The organism is Hymenobacter perfusus, assembly GCF_003944765.1.
Taxonomy (GTDB): domain Bacteria; phylum Bacteroidota; class Bacteroidia; order Cytophagales; family Hymenobacteraceae; genus Hymenobacter; species Hymenobacter perfusus.
This window is the reverse complement of sequence record NZ_RWIU01000009.1, coordinates 42,240-58,347: the sequence shown is the minus strand read 5'-3', so window position 1 is coordinate 58,347 and position 16,108 is coordinate 42,240. Positions and strand designations below refer to the sequence as shown.

Below are 16,108 nucleotides of genomic sequence, written 5' to 3'. Positions count from 1 at the left end.
GCGGCTTTAAGCAGGCCTGTGGGCCGCACCTTACTCCACCACCTCCTCTTCCTGGTTTTGTTCCGCTGCCCGGACCGGCAGCTGGCCGGGAGGTGGTATGTCTCATTTTAACTCCCCTCCGCTATGCGCTACCGTATTCTTTGCCTGCTCCTGCTTTCCCTGCTCGGCCCGCTGGCCCTGCCGGCCCAAACCCCGCCCGCGGGTTTTACTTCCACCTTGGTGTCGGGCCAGTGGAACGAGGCGGTGGGCCTCACGTTCACGGCCTCCGGCTCCCACATGTTCGTGTGGGAGCGGCCCGGCAAGGTGTGGACGGTGCAGAACGGACAGCGCCGCCTGCTGCTGGATATCAGCGAGGAAGTGGGCGCCTGGCACGACCACGGCCTGCTGGGCCTGGCTCTGCACCCGCAGTTTGAAACCAACGGCTACTTCTACCTCTTTTACCTGGTGGACCGCCACTACCTGCTCAACTACGGCACGTCGGCCTACAACCCCGCCACCAACGACTACTTCAGCGCCACCATTGGCCGGCTTACGCGCTACACGGCTACCCTGAGCGGAGGCGTGTACACGGTAAACCCAACCAGCCGCAAAGTGCTGCTGGGCGCCACCAAAACCACCGGCGTGGCCTCCACGGAGCGCAGCCACGTAACGGGCGGCCTCGTGTTCGGGACGGACGGGACGCTGCTGGTGGCAACCGGCGACGGAGCCAACGGGGCCGATGCTGACTTTGGCAGTAACCCCGGCACCTACTATACCCAGGCTCTGGCCGATGGCATCATCACCAGCAAGGAAAACGTGGGGGCGTTCCGGGCGCAGATGGTAGACTGCCTCAACGGTAAGATTCTGCGCCTCGACCCCGAAACCGGCGCGGGCGTGCCCAGCAACCCCTTCTACAACGCCGCCGACCCGCAGGCCCCGCGCTCCAAAGTGTGGGCCCTGGGCTTCCGGAACCCTTTCCGAATGACGCTGCGCCCCGGTACCGGCAGTACCTCGGCGGCGGCCGGCAACCCCGGCACGCTCTACATCGGCGACGTGGGCTTTTTCACCTGGGAGGAAGTGGACGTGGTGAGCCGATCGGGCCAGAACCTGGGCTGGCCGCTGTTTGAGGGTCTGGAAGCTAACAGCTCGTTTGTGGCTCAGAAGCGCTACAATTACTACCTACCCAATCCGCAGTACGGCGTGAACGGCTGCACCCAGCAGTATTATTATTTCCAGGATTTGCTAACCCAAGCCACGCCCACCGGCACGGCCTCCTTCCTGAACCCCTGCGGCGGGCAGGCCATTGCGGCCTCGGTGCCCACCTTCGTGCATACCCGCCCGCTTATCGACTGGAAGCACGGCACCGGGCCTGCACGCACGGGCACCTTCAGCGGCAGTACGGCCGCGGTGGCCAACCTTGGGGCGGCCGGCTCGCCGGTGGCGGGGCCGCAGTTTGGGGGCAGCGCCAGCGTGGGCGGCGTATTCTACCCCTACTCCGATTTCCCGGCCCAGTACCGCAACACGTATTTCTTCGGCGACTACTCGGGGGGCTGGCTACGGAACCTGACCGTGGATGCCGGCAACGGGCCTTCAGTGGTACGCGACTTTGTACCGAGCGGAGCCATTGCCGTGGGGCTGGCGGTGCACCCCACTGAGCCGGGATTGTACTACGTGAACTTCCCCGATGAAATCCGCAAAATCACCTACAACACGGCCAATCAGCCGCCCCTGGCGGTAGCGTCGTCGGATAAGAAGTTCGGGCCCAGCCCGCTGGTGGTGCAGTTTACGGGCAGCGCGTCAACCGACCCCGAGGGCCAGCCGCTCAGCTACCAGTGGGATTTCGGCGACGGCACCAGCAGCACGACGGCTAACCCAGCCCACACCTTCACGGCCCCCAGCGCGGCACCGGTGGCGTATGCAGTCAAGCTGACGGTAACCGACAGTCAGGGACTCACCAGCCTGGCATCCCTGCTGATTTCGGCTAACAACACGCCGCCCCAGGTCACCATCACCAGTCCCCTCAACAACGCGCTCTACTCCATCAGCAGCCAGACGACGTTTACCCTGACAGCTACCGTAACGGACCAGGAGCAAGCCGCCGGCCAGCTCAGCTACGTGTGGCAAAGCTACTTACACCACGCCGACCACGAGCACCCCGAGCCCGCCCAGACCACCCCCACCGGCAGCCTCACTACTTCGCCGCTCGGCTGCGGGGCTGAACCCTACTACTACCGGGTAGTGCTGACTGTTACGGATGCCGCCGGCCTGTCTACCAGTCAGGAAATCCGTCTGAATCCGGACTGCAGCACCGCCCCGGCCTACACCTTTTACCGGGCTCTGAACCTGAACGGGCCAGCCCTCACCCTTGATGGCAACGCCTGGAGCGGCACGCCGGCCGCCAACTTCACCACCAACGGCCTGTTCTTCGCCAACAACAACGTGGCCCTGCTGCCCGCCACGGACGCCGCCCGCACGGGCATGATCCGCAGCTCGGCTTACAGTCTGACGAGTTTATCCGCTACCCTAAGCAACGTGCCGGCCGGCAATTACCGCGTGTGGGCCTACGTGTGGGAAGACAACAAGGCCGAAACCTTCTCGCTGGCCCTCAACGGACAAACCGTGCTGACCAACTACAACAGCGGCCCGGCCGGCACTTGGCAAAAGGTCGGGCCCTTCGACGTGAGCGTGTCCACCGGCTCGCTGCAGCTCACCTCCTCCGGCGGCACCTGCAACCTCTCCGGAATCGAAGTCTGGCAGGCCACCGGCACGCCGCCGCCGCCCACCAACCAGCTGCCCACTGCCAACGCCGGTGCCGATGTGGTACTGACCCTGCCGGTCAATTCTACCGCCCTGGCCGGCGCCGGCGCCGACCCCGACGGCACCATCAGCAGCTACGCCTGGAGCCAGCTCAGTGGCCCCAACACGGCCGCATTTTCCTCCCTGAGTACGGCAGCGCCCACCGTGAGCGGGCTGGTAGCCGGCTCCTACGTGTTCAGTTTGGTAGTCAAGGATAACGCCGGGGCCAGCAGCCCCGCCGATCAGGTCACCGTAACCGTGAATCCGCAGACGCCCCCGCCGCCCACCGGCACCTACACCTTCTACCGGGCCCTAAACCTGAACGGGCCGGCCCTAACCCTTGATGGCAATGCCTGGAGCGGCACGCCGGCCGCCAACTTCACCACCAACGGCCTGTTCTTCTCGAATGGAAACGTGCCCTTGCTGCCGGCCACCGACGCCGCCCGCACGGGCATAATCCGCAGCTCGGCTTACAGCTTAACCAGCTTGTCCGCTACCCTAAGTAACATTCCGACCGGTGCTTACCGCGTGTGGGCCTACGTGTGGGAGGACAATAACGCGGAAGTGTTCTCGCTGGCTCTCAACGGGCAGACCGTGCAGGCCAACTACAACAGCGGCCCGGCCGGCACCTGGCGCAAACTCGGGCCCTTCGACATGAGCGTGTCCACCGGCTCGCTGCAGCTCACCTCCTCCGGCGGCACCTGCAACCTCTCCGGCCTGGAAGTCTGGCAGGCAACCGGTACGCCCCCACCGCCTACTAACCAACTGCCCACCGCTACCGCCGGCCCGGATGTGGTGCTGACTTTACCCACCAGTTCCACTACGCTAGCCGGCTCCGGCACTGACCCCGACGGCACCATCAGCAGCTACGCCTGGAGCCAGCTCAGTGGCCCCAACACGGCCGCATTCAGCTCCACCACCGTCGCCGCTCCCACTATTAATGGGCTGGTAGCGGGCTCCTACACGTTTAGCCTGGTGGTGAAAGACAATGCCGGGGCCAGCAGCCCGGCCGACCAGGTGACCGTGACGGTGAATCCAGCCGGTGGCCCGACCTACGCGTTCTACCGGGCCGTGAACCTGAACGGTGGGGGCATGACGCTGGACGGCAACACCTGGAGCGGCACGCCGGCCGCCAACTTCACCACCAACGGCCTGTTCTTCGCCAACAACAACGTGGCCCTGCTGCCCGCCACCGACGCCCCCCGCACAGGCATGATCCGCAACTCGGCTTACAGCCTGACCGGGCTTTCGGCCACGATGAGCAACATTCCGGCCGGTGCTTACCGCGTGTGGGCCTACGTGTGGGAGGACAATAACGCGGAATTGTTCAGCCTTGCCCTCAACGGCCAAACTGTGCTGACCAACTACAACAGCGGCCCGGCCGGCACCTGGCGCAAACTCGGGCCCTTCGACGTGAGCGTGTCCACCGGCTCGCTGCAACTGACCACCTCCGGCGGCACCTGCAACCTCTCCGGAATCGAAGTCTGGCAGGCAACCGGCACGCCGGCGGCCAGGCCGCTGGCAGCGGCCAGTGGCCGGGTACTGGCCCCGGCTTCGGCTATTTATCCCAACCCCTCACCCGATGGGCGCTATACGCTTACGTTCCCTCCCACCATTGGCGGCCTGCTCACCTACACACTGCTCTCGCCGGTGGGCCGGGTGCTGACTCACGGGCAGCTGCGTGTAGCCGTGGGCAGCACCCGGACGGCACTGGATATGGCGGGCCTACCGCTCAGTACCGGCTTCTACTACGTGCAGCTTACCGGTGCCCACGCCTCGCCCATTCAGTACAAGCTGCTGCGCTAGGCTCTGTGGCCGGCAGAAGTTTTAGCAGAATCAGGCTGTCAGTAGCTGTCACCGCGCACCGGGCTGCGGCCGGCTGACTAACTGAAAGTTGCGCTCAATTTTCACCAGCTGACAGTCGGCGCGCCATCAAAAAAAGCCGGAACGTGCGCGGCACACGCAACGATTTGGGTTGGGGGCTACTCCCGGTAGAACACTCTTCCCTCGCATGCGCCCGGTTATTCCCCTGCTATTATTGGTAGTATTCAGCTTTTTTCAGTCCACCACTTTCGCCCAGACCCGCCAGCTGCGCGGTACTGTCCAGGATGCTGTTACCCAAACGCCGGTGCCGTTTGCCTCGGTGGGCGTGGCGGGCAAGCCCTTCGGGACGGTGGCCGACAGCGCCGGCCGGTTCCGGTTTACCCTGCCCGATTCAGTGGCCGGGTCCGTGCTGGTTTCCTGCGTGGGCTACGCTACGCAGCGGGTGCCGGTGGCGGCGTTGCATGCCGGGGGTGCTATCCGTTTGAAGCCGCTGGGTCAGCAGCTTGGCGCCGTAACGGTGAGGCCCGGCAAGGTGCGCACCCGCACGTTCGGGCGCACGGCCGCGTCCTCGTTCATGACGGCCCGCCTCTACACCGAGCCCGGCTTGGTGAGCGACGAACTGGGCAAAGAGCAGGGCACCATCCTTCCGCTGACCGCGGATTGCCACCTGCGCGACGTGAACCTGTTTGTGGCCTTCAACCGGTTCCGGGCCGTTACGTTCCGGCTGCTGCTGTACCGGGTGCGCCAGGGCCAGCCCGCCGAGCCTTTGCCCCAGCCCGATATCCGCTTCACCGTGACCCAGCCCCGGGGCTGGGTAAAAGTGGATTTACTGCCCTATAACCTGTATCTGCAGGGTCTGAAGGAAGTGGCCGTAACCGTACAGTGGCTGCAGAGCGAAGCGCAGGAAGGCAGTCCCAAAGCCTTTGGTATTGCCGCCGTGCCGCTGCCGGGCCACAGCGTGTTCACCCGCGACAAAAGCCAGGCCCGCTGGCAGCAAACTACGCCCGGCTACCTCAGCCTCTACCTTACCGCCGATACCTACCAGGCGGCCGGCAGGCGCGCCGAGCCCGGAGCGGCATCAGCAGTAGAGGATACTCTCGAAAATTACGTGGTGGCCGACAGTCTGAAGCCGTTGTTTTTTAGTGGCCCAACAACTGCCCTGCTTACCAACCCGCACCACTACGGCAGCAACCCGGCCGCCGGCCACTCCCTGCAGGCCCGGGGCGGCAAGCTCTACTATGAGCAATACGGCCAGGGCCCGCCCCTGCTGCTGCTGCATGGCAACGGGCAGTCCATAGCCGATTTTCAGTTGCAGATTCCCGAGCTGGCCCGGCAGTTCACCGTTATTGCCCTCGACACCCGGGGCCAGGGCCGCAGCCAGGATTTTACCACCCAGGACTACAGCTACGAGTTGTTTGCCGACGACGTGCGCCAGCTACTGGACACCCTGCGTCTGCGCCAGGTGAATATCCTGGGCTGGAGCGACGGGGGCAACACCGCCTTGAGCCTAGCCCTGCACCATCCCGAGTACGTGGGCCGGATGGCCATCATGGGTGCCAACCTCTTCCCCACTCCCGAGGCCATTGAGCCGGCCGTGCTGGCCCGGTTTCAGCGGCAGCTCCGACAGGCCCAGGCCCGCAGCAGCACCTCCACCGAAACCCGCCTGCTACGGCTGCTGGTGCAGGAGCCGCATTTCACCCTGCCGCAAATCAGCACGATTCAGGCGCCGGTGCTGGTATTGGCCGGGCAGCACGACGTGATTCGGGAGGCGCACACGCGGGCTATGGCCCGGGCCCTGCCGCATAGCCGGCTGCGGCTGCTGCAAGACGCCACGCATTACGCCCCCCAGGAAGTGCCGGAGGTGTTTAATAAAACCGTCTTGGAATTCCTGCGCCAGCCCTGAGTTAGGACGCGGGGGCCATTACTTGCCGGACTCACGCGTCCCGCAGCCCGCAGCCCGCAGCCCGCAGCCCGCATGATGAAGTTCAGAAATTACAGTAGTCCGGTGAGCCGGTCATCTGGGCCCACCGCGCCGACAGCAGCTTGGCGTAGCTCACCGGGGTGAGGCCGTAAGCGCCCAGGGAATAGCCGTCGTTTACTTCCACCAGCAGCGTGCGGCCGTCGGCCGTCAGGCCCACATCGAGGGAGTAGGCGGCCGGGGCGTTCTGGTAGGCAGCAATAGCCTGCTCGGCTACCCGGGCGTCGAAGTGCACCCGCCAGTCGCCGCGGTAGTGGCGCGCATCCAGCACCTGCCCGTAGCGGACGAAGCAGCGCCACTCGGCCACGAAGTTCACCGGTTCGGCGCACCACACGGGGGTGTCCTCGGCCTGGTCGCCGCAACCGCGCAGGTCCCGCACGTTACGCACGAGGACGCCGGTGAATTTCTTGGCCGAGTACATCGGCTTCACAAATACGGGCCATTGCGCCGGGTCGGCGGCTACGGCGTTGATGGTGCTTTCCCACAGCTGCCGGCCCAGAAAAGGCCGGAGCGGCTCGGGGTAGCCCAACTCGGCGGGTACCGGGCAGCCCAAGTCGTGCAACGCCCGGCGCACCCGGTCAATGTGGCTGACGACCACCTCATCGGGTGCGTGCGCCGGTAGCGGCGCGTCGTCGCCCACAAACGGCACGATTTCCCAGCCCATCTGCCGGAAGCCCTCCAGGGCCGTAAACCCATTCACGTTCAGCCATTCACCGTCGGCTCCCTTCTGAATATAGACTCGCATATCACTCGTTCGGTGTGGATAGCTGGATAGCTGGATAGCTTACTTACGCGTTAAGGCAGATACTACACCTGCGCGTTGCTGCATTGCTTTAGCATCTTGTTGCCCAGGTCGTGAATCGGGCAAGCCGCGCCGGAACTCAAGCCTCCAGCCGGGCCAGCGTCACTTCGTCCCGGGTGAAATCGAACTGCTTTTTATCTACCTGACCCCGGCAGCTGATGACGCGGGGCGGGGCCAGCTTGCCCTTGCGGCCGGCCTCCACCTCTACTTCGCCCGCTACCTCCAGCACAAGCACTGGTTCATCGTTGCGGCGCAGCTCCCAGGAGCCGGCAGTTATGGCCCCGGTCAGGTAGCCCACAATGAACACCTCCTGGGGCGACATCTGAATAATATCAACGACTTGCAGATGGGGCGAGGTCTGGAACATGACGGGCAGGATTTAGCGACGCTGCAAAACTGCGGATTTTATCGGGAAGCGGCTGGACTATCCTTCCAAGCGGGGCGAGGAATCCGGGCTGAATTCCTGGGAAAGTGAATTCTATTTCCTCGCTCTACCTACAGGCGGCTTTACTTTTTCACTGCCTTACTCCCTCCCTTCCCTGTTATTCCACTAGGTCCAGCAATTCCTGGGGCGTGAGGGATTTGAGCAGAGCGGTATCAGTGCGGATGAGGCCCTGAGCCAGCTCCCGCTTGCCGCGTTGCAGGTGCTGGATCTTCTCCTCCACAGTATCGGGGCAGATGAGGCGCACCGCTACCACGGGCTTGGTCTGGCCGATGCGGTAGGCCCGGTCGATGGCCTGATTTTCCACGGCGGGGTTCCACCAGGGGTCCAGCAGGTACACGTAGTCGGCCGCGGTGAGGTTGAGGCCGGTGCCGCCAGCTTTCAGGCTGATGAGGAACACCCGCACCTCGGGGCGCTGCTCAAACGCCTGTACGACGGCCCCGCGCTGCCGGGTCTGGCCGGTGAGGTACTCGTAGGGAATATCGTGGGCGTCCAGCATGGGCCGCACCAGGTTGAGCATGCCCACAAACTGCGAAAACACCAGGATTTTGTGCTCCGGGGCGTGGTTCTGAATTTCCTCCAGCAGCACGGCCAGCTTGGCCGAAGTGGAACCATAGTCCTCCAGATCGGGCAGCAAAGCGGGCGAGTCGCATATCTGGCGCAGGCGCGTGAGGCCCCGCAGCACCGAGGCGTGGCTGCGGGCCGATACATCTTCGCGGCGGCCCAGCAGCAGGTTGCGGAAATCCTGGCGGCAGGCCTCGTACACGCGGCGCTGCTCGGGCGGCATCTCGCAGTAGAGCACCATCTCCGTTTTCTCGGGCAGCTCAGTAGCTACCTGGGCCTTGGTGCGCCGCAGCACGAACGGCCGGATGCGCTGCTGCAACTCCCGGGCCTTCTGCTCATCCCCGAACTTATCAATGCGCGTAGCAAACTGCGCCCGAAACTGCCGCAACGTACCCAGCAGCCCCGGGCAGGCAAACGAGAGCAGGGCAAAAATGTCGTAGGTGTTATTTTCCAGCGGGGTACCCGTGAGTACTACCCGGCCCCGGCTCCGCAACTGGCAGGCGGCCCGGTAGCGCAAGGAAGCCGGGTTCTTGATGGCTTGGGCCTCATCCAGAAACACGTACTCGAACTCCGCCCCTTTCAGCCGGCGCACATCCGACACCAGCGTGCCGTAGGTGGTCAGCACCAGATCATACTTGGCAAAATCCGGCTGGGTGCGCTGGCGGCCCGCGCCGTGCCAGGTCAGCACCCGCAGGCCGGGGGCAAAGCGGGCGGCTTCGCCCTGCCAGTTGAATACCAGGGAGGTGGGCACCACCACCAGGCAGGGGCCAAGGCGGCCGGTGGCGCGCAGGTGCAGCACGAAGGCCAGCACCTGCAGCGTCTTGCCCAGGCCCATATCATCGGCCAGACAGCCGCCAAACCCGAAGGTATCCAGGAAATTCTGCCAGTTGAGGCCCTCCTGCTGGTAGTCGCGCAGGGTGGCGCGCAGGCCGTCGGGAACCGGGACGGGCGTAATGCCGGTGAAATCGGCCACGGCGGCGCGGGTGGCGGCCAGCCGCTGCCGGGCCGAGGGTAGCAGCTCCTCGGCGGCGTACAGCTCCTCCACCGCCGCAAACCGGCTGTGCGGGGTGCGGAGCTGGTCGTCCACCACCTCGGCGGCGGCGAAGTAGCGGGCAAACTTCTCCAGCCACTCCCGGGGCAGCACGCCGTGGCTGCCGTCATCCAGCACCACGTAGCGGCGGCGGTTGCGCAGCGCCTGACTGATTTGCGGCAGGGTGGCGTGCTGCCGGCCAAAGCGCACGGCCAGCCGGGTATCAAACCAGTTGGTTTCGCTGCTCACCTGCACCGCCACCCGGGCGGGGTGCGGGTTGAGGCGGTTGTCCTTGAGCTGCCGGAACCCGAGCACCCGAATGCCCGCCTCCCGCCAGTCGGCCAAAGCCGGCAGCACCCGATCAGCGTCCAGAAACCCGCTGCGGGCCAGGTAAAAGGAATCGGGAGTTTGCTGCCCGATCAGCTCGGGCCAGGGCCGGAGCAGCGCCGCCACCAGCCGGTCTTCGGCCAGGGCGTTGCGGGCGACGGTGAAGGCCCGGCCCCGGGCATCGGTGGCCTGGAGCTGCTGCTTGCTCAGCACCGACACTTCCCGCTCCCCGTAGCGCATCACCGGCAGCAGCTCCACGTGCGGGCCGGCATCGGAAAGGTAGAGCACCGGCTCGGGCGCTTCATCGAAGCCCTCAGCCTGCAACTGCTGGCGGGTGGCGGGGCGCAGGTAGGCGTAGTGAATCTGCAGGCGGTTTTCCAGGTTGACGAGCACCTCCGTCCGGAACTCCGCAAACTGCGACTGGTGAATCAGCAGCGCGTTATTGCGCTGTTTGAAAAACTCCACCACCCGCCACACGTCCAGGTCGTCGAGCAGGTACAAATCGTCGTGCAGGGCCACAAAGTAGTCGTAATGCACGGTGAGCTGGTCCAAAGGCAGGGCATCATCGTGGAGCAGGAGCTGGCCGGTTATCTGGTAGAATTCGTCTTCCTGCGTCACCTCCAGGCGTAGCTGCAGGCGGGCGCTGTGCAGGCGCACCGGCACCAAAGCCGCCGCCGTGAGCTTATCCGACTGCGGGCCGCGGTGGGCATACACCGGCAGCCGGAACGGATTCTGCACCACTGCCCGCAGGGCTTCCACGGCCGCTGGCGTGCGGTCTTCCTCGTAATTGTGCTGGAAGCGGGCCAGGCCGGTGTAGAACTTCAGCTCCGTCGGATTGGTCAGCTGCCAGATACCATCCAACGGGTTCAGCAGCGTGAGCGGGTTCCGGGGCTTGCCCGCTGCCGTATGGCTGGCCTCGGCCAGATGCAGCGTGAGGTGGCCGTAGTAGCGGTGCCGGGCCAGCACCAGTAGCCGCGGCCCGCCCGCCCCCGGCACCACCGGCTCCGGCCTGGCGGGCAACAGCTGCCGCAGCAGCGCCTGCTTGGAAGCCGGCGTCACGGGCAGCAAATCCGCCCGGCGCGGGGTTACGGCCGCGGTGCCATTGGCAAACGTCAGTTGGAAGTGCGCGTCCAGGTCAGGTGCCTGCTCCAACCCGTATTCCCGGGCCGCAGCGCGCAGTTTCTGTTCGCGCAGCTCCGCATCAAAAAACGCCCGCAGCTCCGGCCGGTGCAGCAGGGCTAGCAGCGTCAGGGCCTGGTTTTCGCACAGCTCATCGTCCGTGCCGGCCGTGCAGGTGCAGGTCAGCGTCAGGCCGGTTGCTGTTTGTTTTACGCTCACTTCCGGACCGGTCGTTCCTCCCACTTCCAGCCCCGTTGCAAACTGACCGGCATCCACGGCCAGTTCCATCGGCACCACAGCCCGGTATTGGCGTGTATCCGGCACAAAGCTGCGCGGAGCTTGCTGGAGCATCTGCGGCAGCGTCAGGGCCGGCAGCGACTGGGGTAGATGAGTGGTGTGCGGCACAATGAACTATACTGGAGCAGGTTGGTAATTCAGGCAGGATCTATCGATTGGCGGCCCAGGCGCAGCATCACGCGGCTTGTTACGGCTGATTATACGCAGGTTGTTCCGGCAATCAGACGTGAGGTGTCGCGTCTCTACATTCCATGAATGCACTTACTACGCCACTTCATCAGCCTTGATGCGCGAGTCGAACCGAAATTCTTCCCGACTCACAATCCGGATGCGCTTGAAATCGGGGTGGCGGCTGTGCAGGATGTAGTTGAACTCCTGGGGCACGATGGACGAGGGCACGCGCAGCACGGCCGAGCTGCGGCGGCGGTACCAGGCGTCGCCCAGGGGCTGACAGACGGCGTAACGGCTGGCCCGCTCCCAGTCGGCGGGCAGCTGGTTAGGGCTGATTTCCTCGATGAGCACATCGTCGGGCACCTCAATCACCAGCACCCGAAACTGGTCGGTGAGTCCCTCACCGCTGCGGTGCACCACGTTTTCGAGGCAGGCCAGGGCCCGGGTGGCGGCCGTGTAAATCACGAACTGGTCTTTGAAATTCCAGCGCGCCCGGTAGCCCGAGGCAAACAGGTCGTCGGCGTACTTGGCCAGGCAGATGCGGTATACCAGCATGCGCCTTCGGTTACGACAGGTCGCCGTAGGCGATGCGCGTGAGCTCCTCGGCCACCAGATCAATGCCGCCGCTGGTTTCCAGCAGCCGCAGCGGAATCTCCTGGTCCAAGCCGTGGGCAGGCTTGTCCAGCCAGCGCAGATACGCCGCCGCCTCCCCGAATACTTCCACCCCCAGGTTGTAGAGGCTGATGATTTTGAGCGTTTTCTCGCTACTGGCCGCGCTCAGGTTTTTCTTTTCCTGAGAATACGTGCGCAGGGTTTTGGTGGATAGCTCGTAGATGGCCTCCAACTCCTGGGCCTGCAGCTGGTAGGCCTCCGCCACCTCAAATACCGTGGCCGCGGGCACGCCCTTGCGGGCCTCCATCACCAAGGCGTAGGCATCCTGCCCGGCCCGGCCCCAGGCGGCCCATTTTTTGCGCAAAGCCGCCGGCATGGGGGCCGTAATCTTGGGTTGATGAGCAGGTGTGGCCATGACGAAGTTCCGGTTAACAAATCGAACTTATAGAAATTTTTCTAATAAACGCGGAAATTTTTCCTTTGGTTTTCCTTTCAGCCCGTTTTGCGCTTAATGGCCCGGAGCTTGCCGGGGCCGAACGGGTATCCAGATTTCTTCTTCGGACGTAGGATCGGCATTACGGTAGCCAGCGCCCAGTATTTCCAGGTGCGGGCGGTCATCAAGAGCAAACCCGGAAGCAGGCAGCCACTCGGACAGGATATATTGAAACACCCGGGCATCTAAGCTCGACCCACGATAGTCGAATACAGCGTATAAGCCCGCCGGTATCATCAGCAAAGCCATATTCAAGGGCACCGGCGCGGCGCCAACTGCTGCTACAGCGGCCCACTTGCGAAATTCGGCGTGGCCATCATACACCGCAAAATAGTCGGGCGGATACTCCGTCACCGAAAAAAGGTCGGGGCTGGCAGGAGGCGGTATTTCCCGCCGAAGCGGCATGAACGTGCGCCAAAGCAGTGCCGTTTGGTCTGCCGCCCGCGACATAACCAGGCTGCAACCCAGCAACTGACGGGCCGGAGCTTCCACTAATCGGGGCAGCAAAACGGAAAAAGAACTCATTAGCAACTCCGGAAAATCGGTGCTCTATGCCCCCACCACCGCGTGCAACGGCACCGGGTGGATAATCAGCCAGATCAGTTCCCGCAGGATTTCGCCGTCGGTCATGGAGCCTGAGTCGATGCCTTTGCTTTGGGCGTCGGCGCGGCGAATCAGGTGCACGATGTCGCGGGTACGGTGGAAGTCGAATACCTTCAGGCCGGTCTGATAGTCTTTGCGCTGGATGGGGAAGCGCAAACCCATCTTCAGCCAGTCGGTTTCCGAGGGGTTGGGGTTCTGGTGCAGGGCCAGCAACCGGGAGAAGTAGTTGAACAGCAGCGTCAGGTTCGGGATGAGCGGGTTGTTCTTGGGGTTGGCCTCGAAGTAGAGCAAGATGCGGTTGGCCTTGAGCACGTCGCGGCGCACCAGGGCGCTCTGTAGCTCGAAGATGTTGTACTCCTTGCTGATGCCCACCATGCGCTGCACCAGGTCCTCGTCGATGCTGTGGCCGGGCAGCAGGTTGATGAGCATCTTGTCCACCTCGTTGGTGAGGCGGCCCAGCTCGCCGCCGATGTACTCGGCCAGCATCACGGTGGCCTGGGGCGTGATTTGCTGGTTTTTCGAGCGCACGTAGTTGCTCAGCCAGGGCGCCACCTGGTTGTCGTAGAGCTTCTTGCTGGTCATGAGCACGGTGCCGGCGGGCGCGGGCTCCTTTTTGTCGCCGGAGAGCAGCTTGCCCAGCTTTTTGCGCGCATCCAGGGTTTTGTGCTTGTAGCAGAATACCAGCACGGTGCTTTGCAGCGGGTTGCGCAGATACGCCTCCAGAAACGGCCACGACTTCTCGGCCTCCAGATCGGCAACGGCCTGGGCTTCCTTTACAATCACCACCGAGCGTTCGGCCATCATCGGGAAGCGCTTGGCCTGGCCCAGGATGCCGGCCACGTCGGTATCCTTGCCGTACAGCACCACTTGGTTGAAGCCCTTTTCGTGCTCGGGCAGCACGTGCTTTTCCAGCAAATCGGCCAGCAAGTCGATATAGTACGGCTCCTCCCCCTGCAGAAAGTACACGGGCGCAAACTGCCGCTGCTGGAGCTGCTTCAGGATTTCGTCGGGCGAGAGAGTCAACGTGTAATTAGTAATGAGCAATTAGTAATTAAGAATTGATGCGGGCGCACTGGTGGGCACCTTCCCAATTCTTCCTACCCAAAGGTACGGGCTGCCTCTTACCTTTGCCGAACAGCCTTGGAAGAATTGGGCGGCTGGTACCGGCTGAGGAAAGCACGTCTGCCTCTCTGGATTTCGCCAACTCGATTCTTAATTCCTAATTCTTAATTACTACTTCCACTTTGAACCTCATAGACGAACTGCGCTGGCGGGGCATGTTTCACGACATGATGCCCGGCACCGAGGAGCACCTGCTGAAGAACGCGCCCATCACCGGCTACATCGGCTTCGACCCCACCGCGCCTTCCCTGCACATCGGCAACCTGGCCACCATCATGCTGCTGGTGCACCTGCAGCGCGCCGGCCACCGGCCGCTAGCCCTGGTAGGCGGCGCCACCGGCATGATTGGCGACCCGTCGGGCAAGTCGGCGGAGCGCAACCTGCTCGATGAAGATGCCCTGCGCCGCAACCAGGCCGGCATTCAGGCCCAGCTGGAGAAGTTCCTGGTGTTCGACGACTCGCCCACCGGCGCCCGCGTGGTCAACAACTACGACTGGTTCAAGGACTTCAACTTCCTGCAATTCCTGCGCGAAGTAGGCAAGCACCTCACCGTCAACTACATGATGGCCAAGGACTCGGTGAAGCGCCGCATCGGCGGCAACGAAGAGTCCGGCGCCGACGGCATCAGCTACACCGAGTTCAGCTACCAGCTGCTGCAGGGCTACGACTTCTTCCACCTCTATAAAGAGCTGGGCACCACCCTGCAGATGGGCGCCAGTGACCAGTGGGGCAACATCACCACCGGCACCGAGCTGATCCGGCGCATGTCGGGCGGTGAGGGCAAAGCCTACGCCCTCACCGGTCAGCTCATCACCAAGGCCGACGGCACCAAGTACGGCAAGAGCGAAACCGGCACCGTATGGCTCGATGGCTCCATGACGAGCCCGTACCAGTTCTACCAGTTCTTCCTCAACGCCGCCGACGCCGACGTACCGCGCCTCATCCGGGTGTTCACGCTGCTGCCGCAGGCGGAAATCGAAGCCCTGGAAGCCGAGCACGCCCAGGCCCCCCACCTGCGTACCCTGCAGAAAGCCCTGGCCCAGGACGTGACCACCCGCGTACACGGCCCGGCCGCCTACGAAGCGGCCGTAGCGGCCTCGCAGGTGCTGTTTGGCGGCGGCGAGCTCAGCAGCCTCGATGAGGCCACGCTGCTCGACGTGTTTGCCGGCGTGCCCCACGTAGAAGTGCCCCGCGCCAGCCTCACCGAGCACAACGTCATCAGCCTGCTCAGCGACGCCACCAACGCCGTCATCTTCCCCTCCAAAGGCGAGGCCAAGAAGATGATTCAGGCCGGCGGCGTGAGTTTGAACCGCGCCAAGGCCACGCTGGAGCAGCAGGCCGCCGAGCTGCCGCTATTGCACGACAAGTACGTGGTGGCCCAGAAAGGCAAGAAGACCTACTACCTCATCAAGGTAGTGTAAGTACTCACCCTCCGCAACACAAAGAGGCCCTGTCGATAGTCGACAGGGCCTCTTTTCGTAAGTACCTTGGTCACGCGGGGCGTGACCGGGCATTACTTCTTTTTTGCCGGAGCAGCCTTTTTGGCAGCAGCGGGAGCGGCTTTCTTAGCAGCCGGAGCAGCTTTGGCCGGAGCGGCTTCGCCAGCGGTGTTCTTGGCGTTCTGCACCTCGGTGCGGATGGTCTGGGCCATATTTTTCAGCTCCTGCATGCCCTTGCGCACGCGGGTGCCAGCGGCCGAGTTGCCCTTGTCGTAGAACTTCTCGAAGTCAGCTTCCAGCGACATCACGAGGTCTTTCAGTTGGCTAAAGTTGCTCATTTTGGGAGGGGTTATTTGGTGTGGAAAAAAGTGTTTAACCGGCCCTAATATACAGGGATTTCAAATACAAGCAAGTCGGCGAGTTTTTTTCTCAATCCCCTTTTTCAGCCACATAGGGCCCTTTTTACCCTCAAACCGACTCAACCCACCCCTCCTCATGACCGGACAATAC

General features: G+C 63.6%; 10 protein-coding genes and 1 pseudogene. 3 read left to right on the top strand and 8 right to left on the bottom strand.

Translation table 11 applies throughout. The features are described 5' to 3' along the window. Positions 1–123 precede the first annotated feature (123 nt). The gene (locus EI293_RS19895; protein ID WP_125440302.1) at positions 124–4,581 is read left to right on the top strand and encodes a PKD domain-containing protein; all 4,458 of its coding nucleotides are present in this window, start codon (positions 124–126) and stop codon (positions 4,579–4,581) included. Between the two features lie 205 nt (positions 4,582–4,786). Further along, complete coding sequence (locus EI293_RS19890; protein ID WP_125440301.1) at positions 4,787–6,502, top strand: alpha/beta fold hydrolase; 1,716 nt, start codon at positions 4,787–4,789, stop codon at positions 6,500–6,502. Between the two features lie 82 nt (positions 6,503–6,584). Here the strand turns inward: EI293_RS19890 and EI293_RS19885 are convergent, their stop codons facing one another. The 7 genes from EI293_RS19885 to holA form a co-directional block, all read right to left on the bottom strand. Further along, positions 6,585–7,322 (bottom strand): ATP-grasp domain-containing protein, encoded by a 738-nt coding sequence (locus EI293_RS19885; protein WP_125440300.1) that lies wholly within the window; start codon positions 7,320–7,322, stop codon positions 6,585–6,587. 136 nt (positions 7,323–7,458) lie between these two features. Then, positions 7,459–7,746, bottom strand: a complete 288-nt coding sequence (locus tag EI293_RS19880) for a hypothetical protein (RefSeq protein ID WP_125440299.1) — start codon at positions 7,744–7,746, stop codon at positions 7,459–7,461. A 175-nt stretch (positions 7,747–7,921) separates the two neighbouring features. After that, complete coding sequence (locus tag EI293_RS19875) at positions 7,922–11,266, bottom strand: DEAD/DEAH box helicase (protein WP_125440298.1); 3,345 nt, start codon at positions 11,264–11,266, stop codon at positions 7,922–7,924. Between the two features lie 156 nt (positions 11,267–11,422). Next, a complete protein-coding gene (locus EI293_RS19870; protein WP_125440297.1) occupies positions 11,423–11,884 on the bottom strand; it encodes an RES family NAD+ phosphorylase in 462 nt (153 codons plus the stop codon). Between the two features lie 10 nt (positions 11,885–11,894). Continuing rightward, positions 11,895–12,356 carry a type II RES/Xre toxin-antitoxin system antitoxin gene (gene parS / locus EI293_RS19865; protein WP_246010749.1) on the bottom strand — a complete coding sequence of 154 codons (462 nt, stop codon included), beginning with the start codon at positions 12,354–12,356 and terminating at the stop codon, positions 11,895–11,897. 93 nt (positions 12,357–12,449) lie between these two features. Next, positions 12,450–12,959 (bottom strand): GyrI-like domain-containing protein, encoded by a 510-nt coding sequence (locus EI293_RS19860; protein ID WP_125440296.1) that lies wholly within the window; start codon positions 12,957–12,959, stop codon positions 12,450–12,452. Between the two features lie 24 nt (positions 12,960–12,983). Beyond that, entirely contained in the window at positions 12,984–14,081 is a 1,098-nt protein-coding gene (gene holA / locus EI293_RS19855) for a DNA polymerase III subunit delta (RefSeq protein ID WP_246010747.1), read from the bottom strand. Between the two features lie 200 nt (positions 14,082–14,281). Here holA and tyrS point away from each other — a divergent pair, with 200 nt between their 5' ends. Beyond that, on the top strand, positions 14,282–15,580 hold the full coding sequence (gene tyrS, locus EI293_RS19850; protein ID WP_125440295.1) for a tyrosine--tRNA ligase: 1,299 nt from the start codon (positions 14,282–14,284) through the stop codon (positions 15,578–15,580). Between the two features lie 182 nt (positions 15,581–15,762). Here the strand turns inward: tyrS and EI293_RS22600 are convergent. Continuing rightward, positions 15,763–15,936: pseudogene (locus tag EI293_RS22600) on the bottom strand (histone H1); the annotation flags it as partial. Positions 15,937–16,108: the final 172 nt, after the last annotated feature.

Coding starts and splice junctions, on each gene's coding strand:
- EI293_RS19895 (WP_125440302.1), top strand. CDS start 124: ATGCGCTACCGTATTCTTTGCCTGCTCCTGCTTTCCCTGCTCGGCCCG.
- EI293_RS19890 (WP_125440301.1), top strand. CDS start 4,787: ATGCGCCCGGTTATTCCCCTGCTATTATTGGTAGTATTCAGCTTTTTT.
- EI293_RS19885 (WP_125440300.1), bottom strand. CDS start 7,322: ATGCGAGTCTATATTCAGAAGGGAGCCGACGGTGAATGGCTGAACGTG.
- EI293_RS19880 (WP_125440299.1), bottom strand. CDS start 7,746: ATGTTCCAGACCTCGCCCCATCTGCAAGTCGTTGATATTATTCAGATG.
- EI293_RS19870 (WP_125440297.1), bottom strand. CDS start 11,884: ATGCTGGTATACCGCATCTGCCTGGCCAAGTACGCCGACGACCTGTTT.
- parS (WP_246010749.1), bottom strand. CDS start 12,356: ATGGCCACACCTGCTCATCAACCCAAGATTACGGCCCCCATGCCGGCG.
- EI293_RS19860 (WP_125440296.1), bottom strand. CDS start 12,959: ATGAGTTCTTTTTCCGTTTTGCTGCCCCGATTAGTGGAAGCTCCGGCC.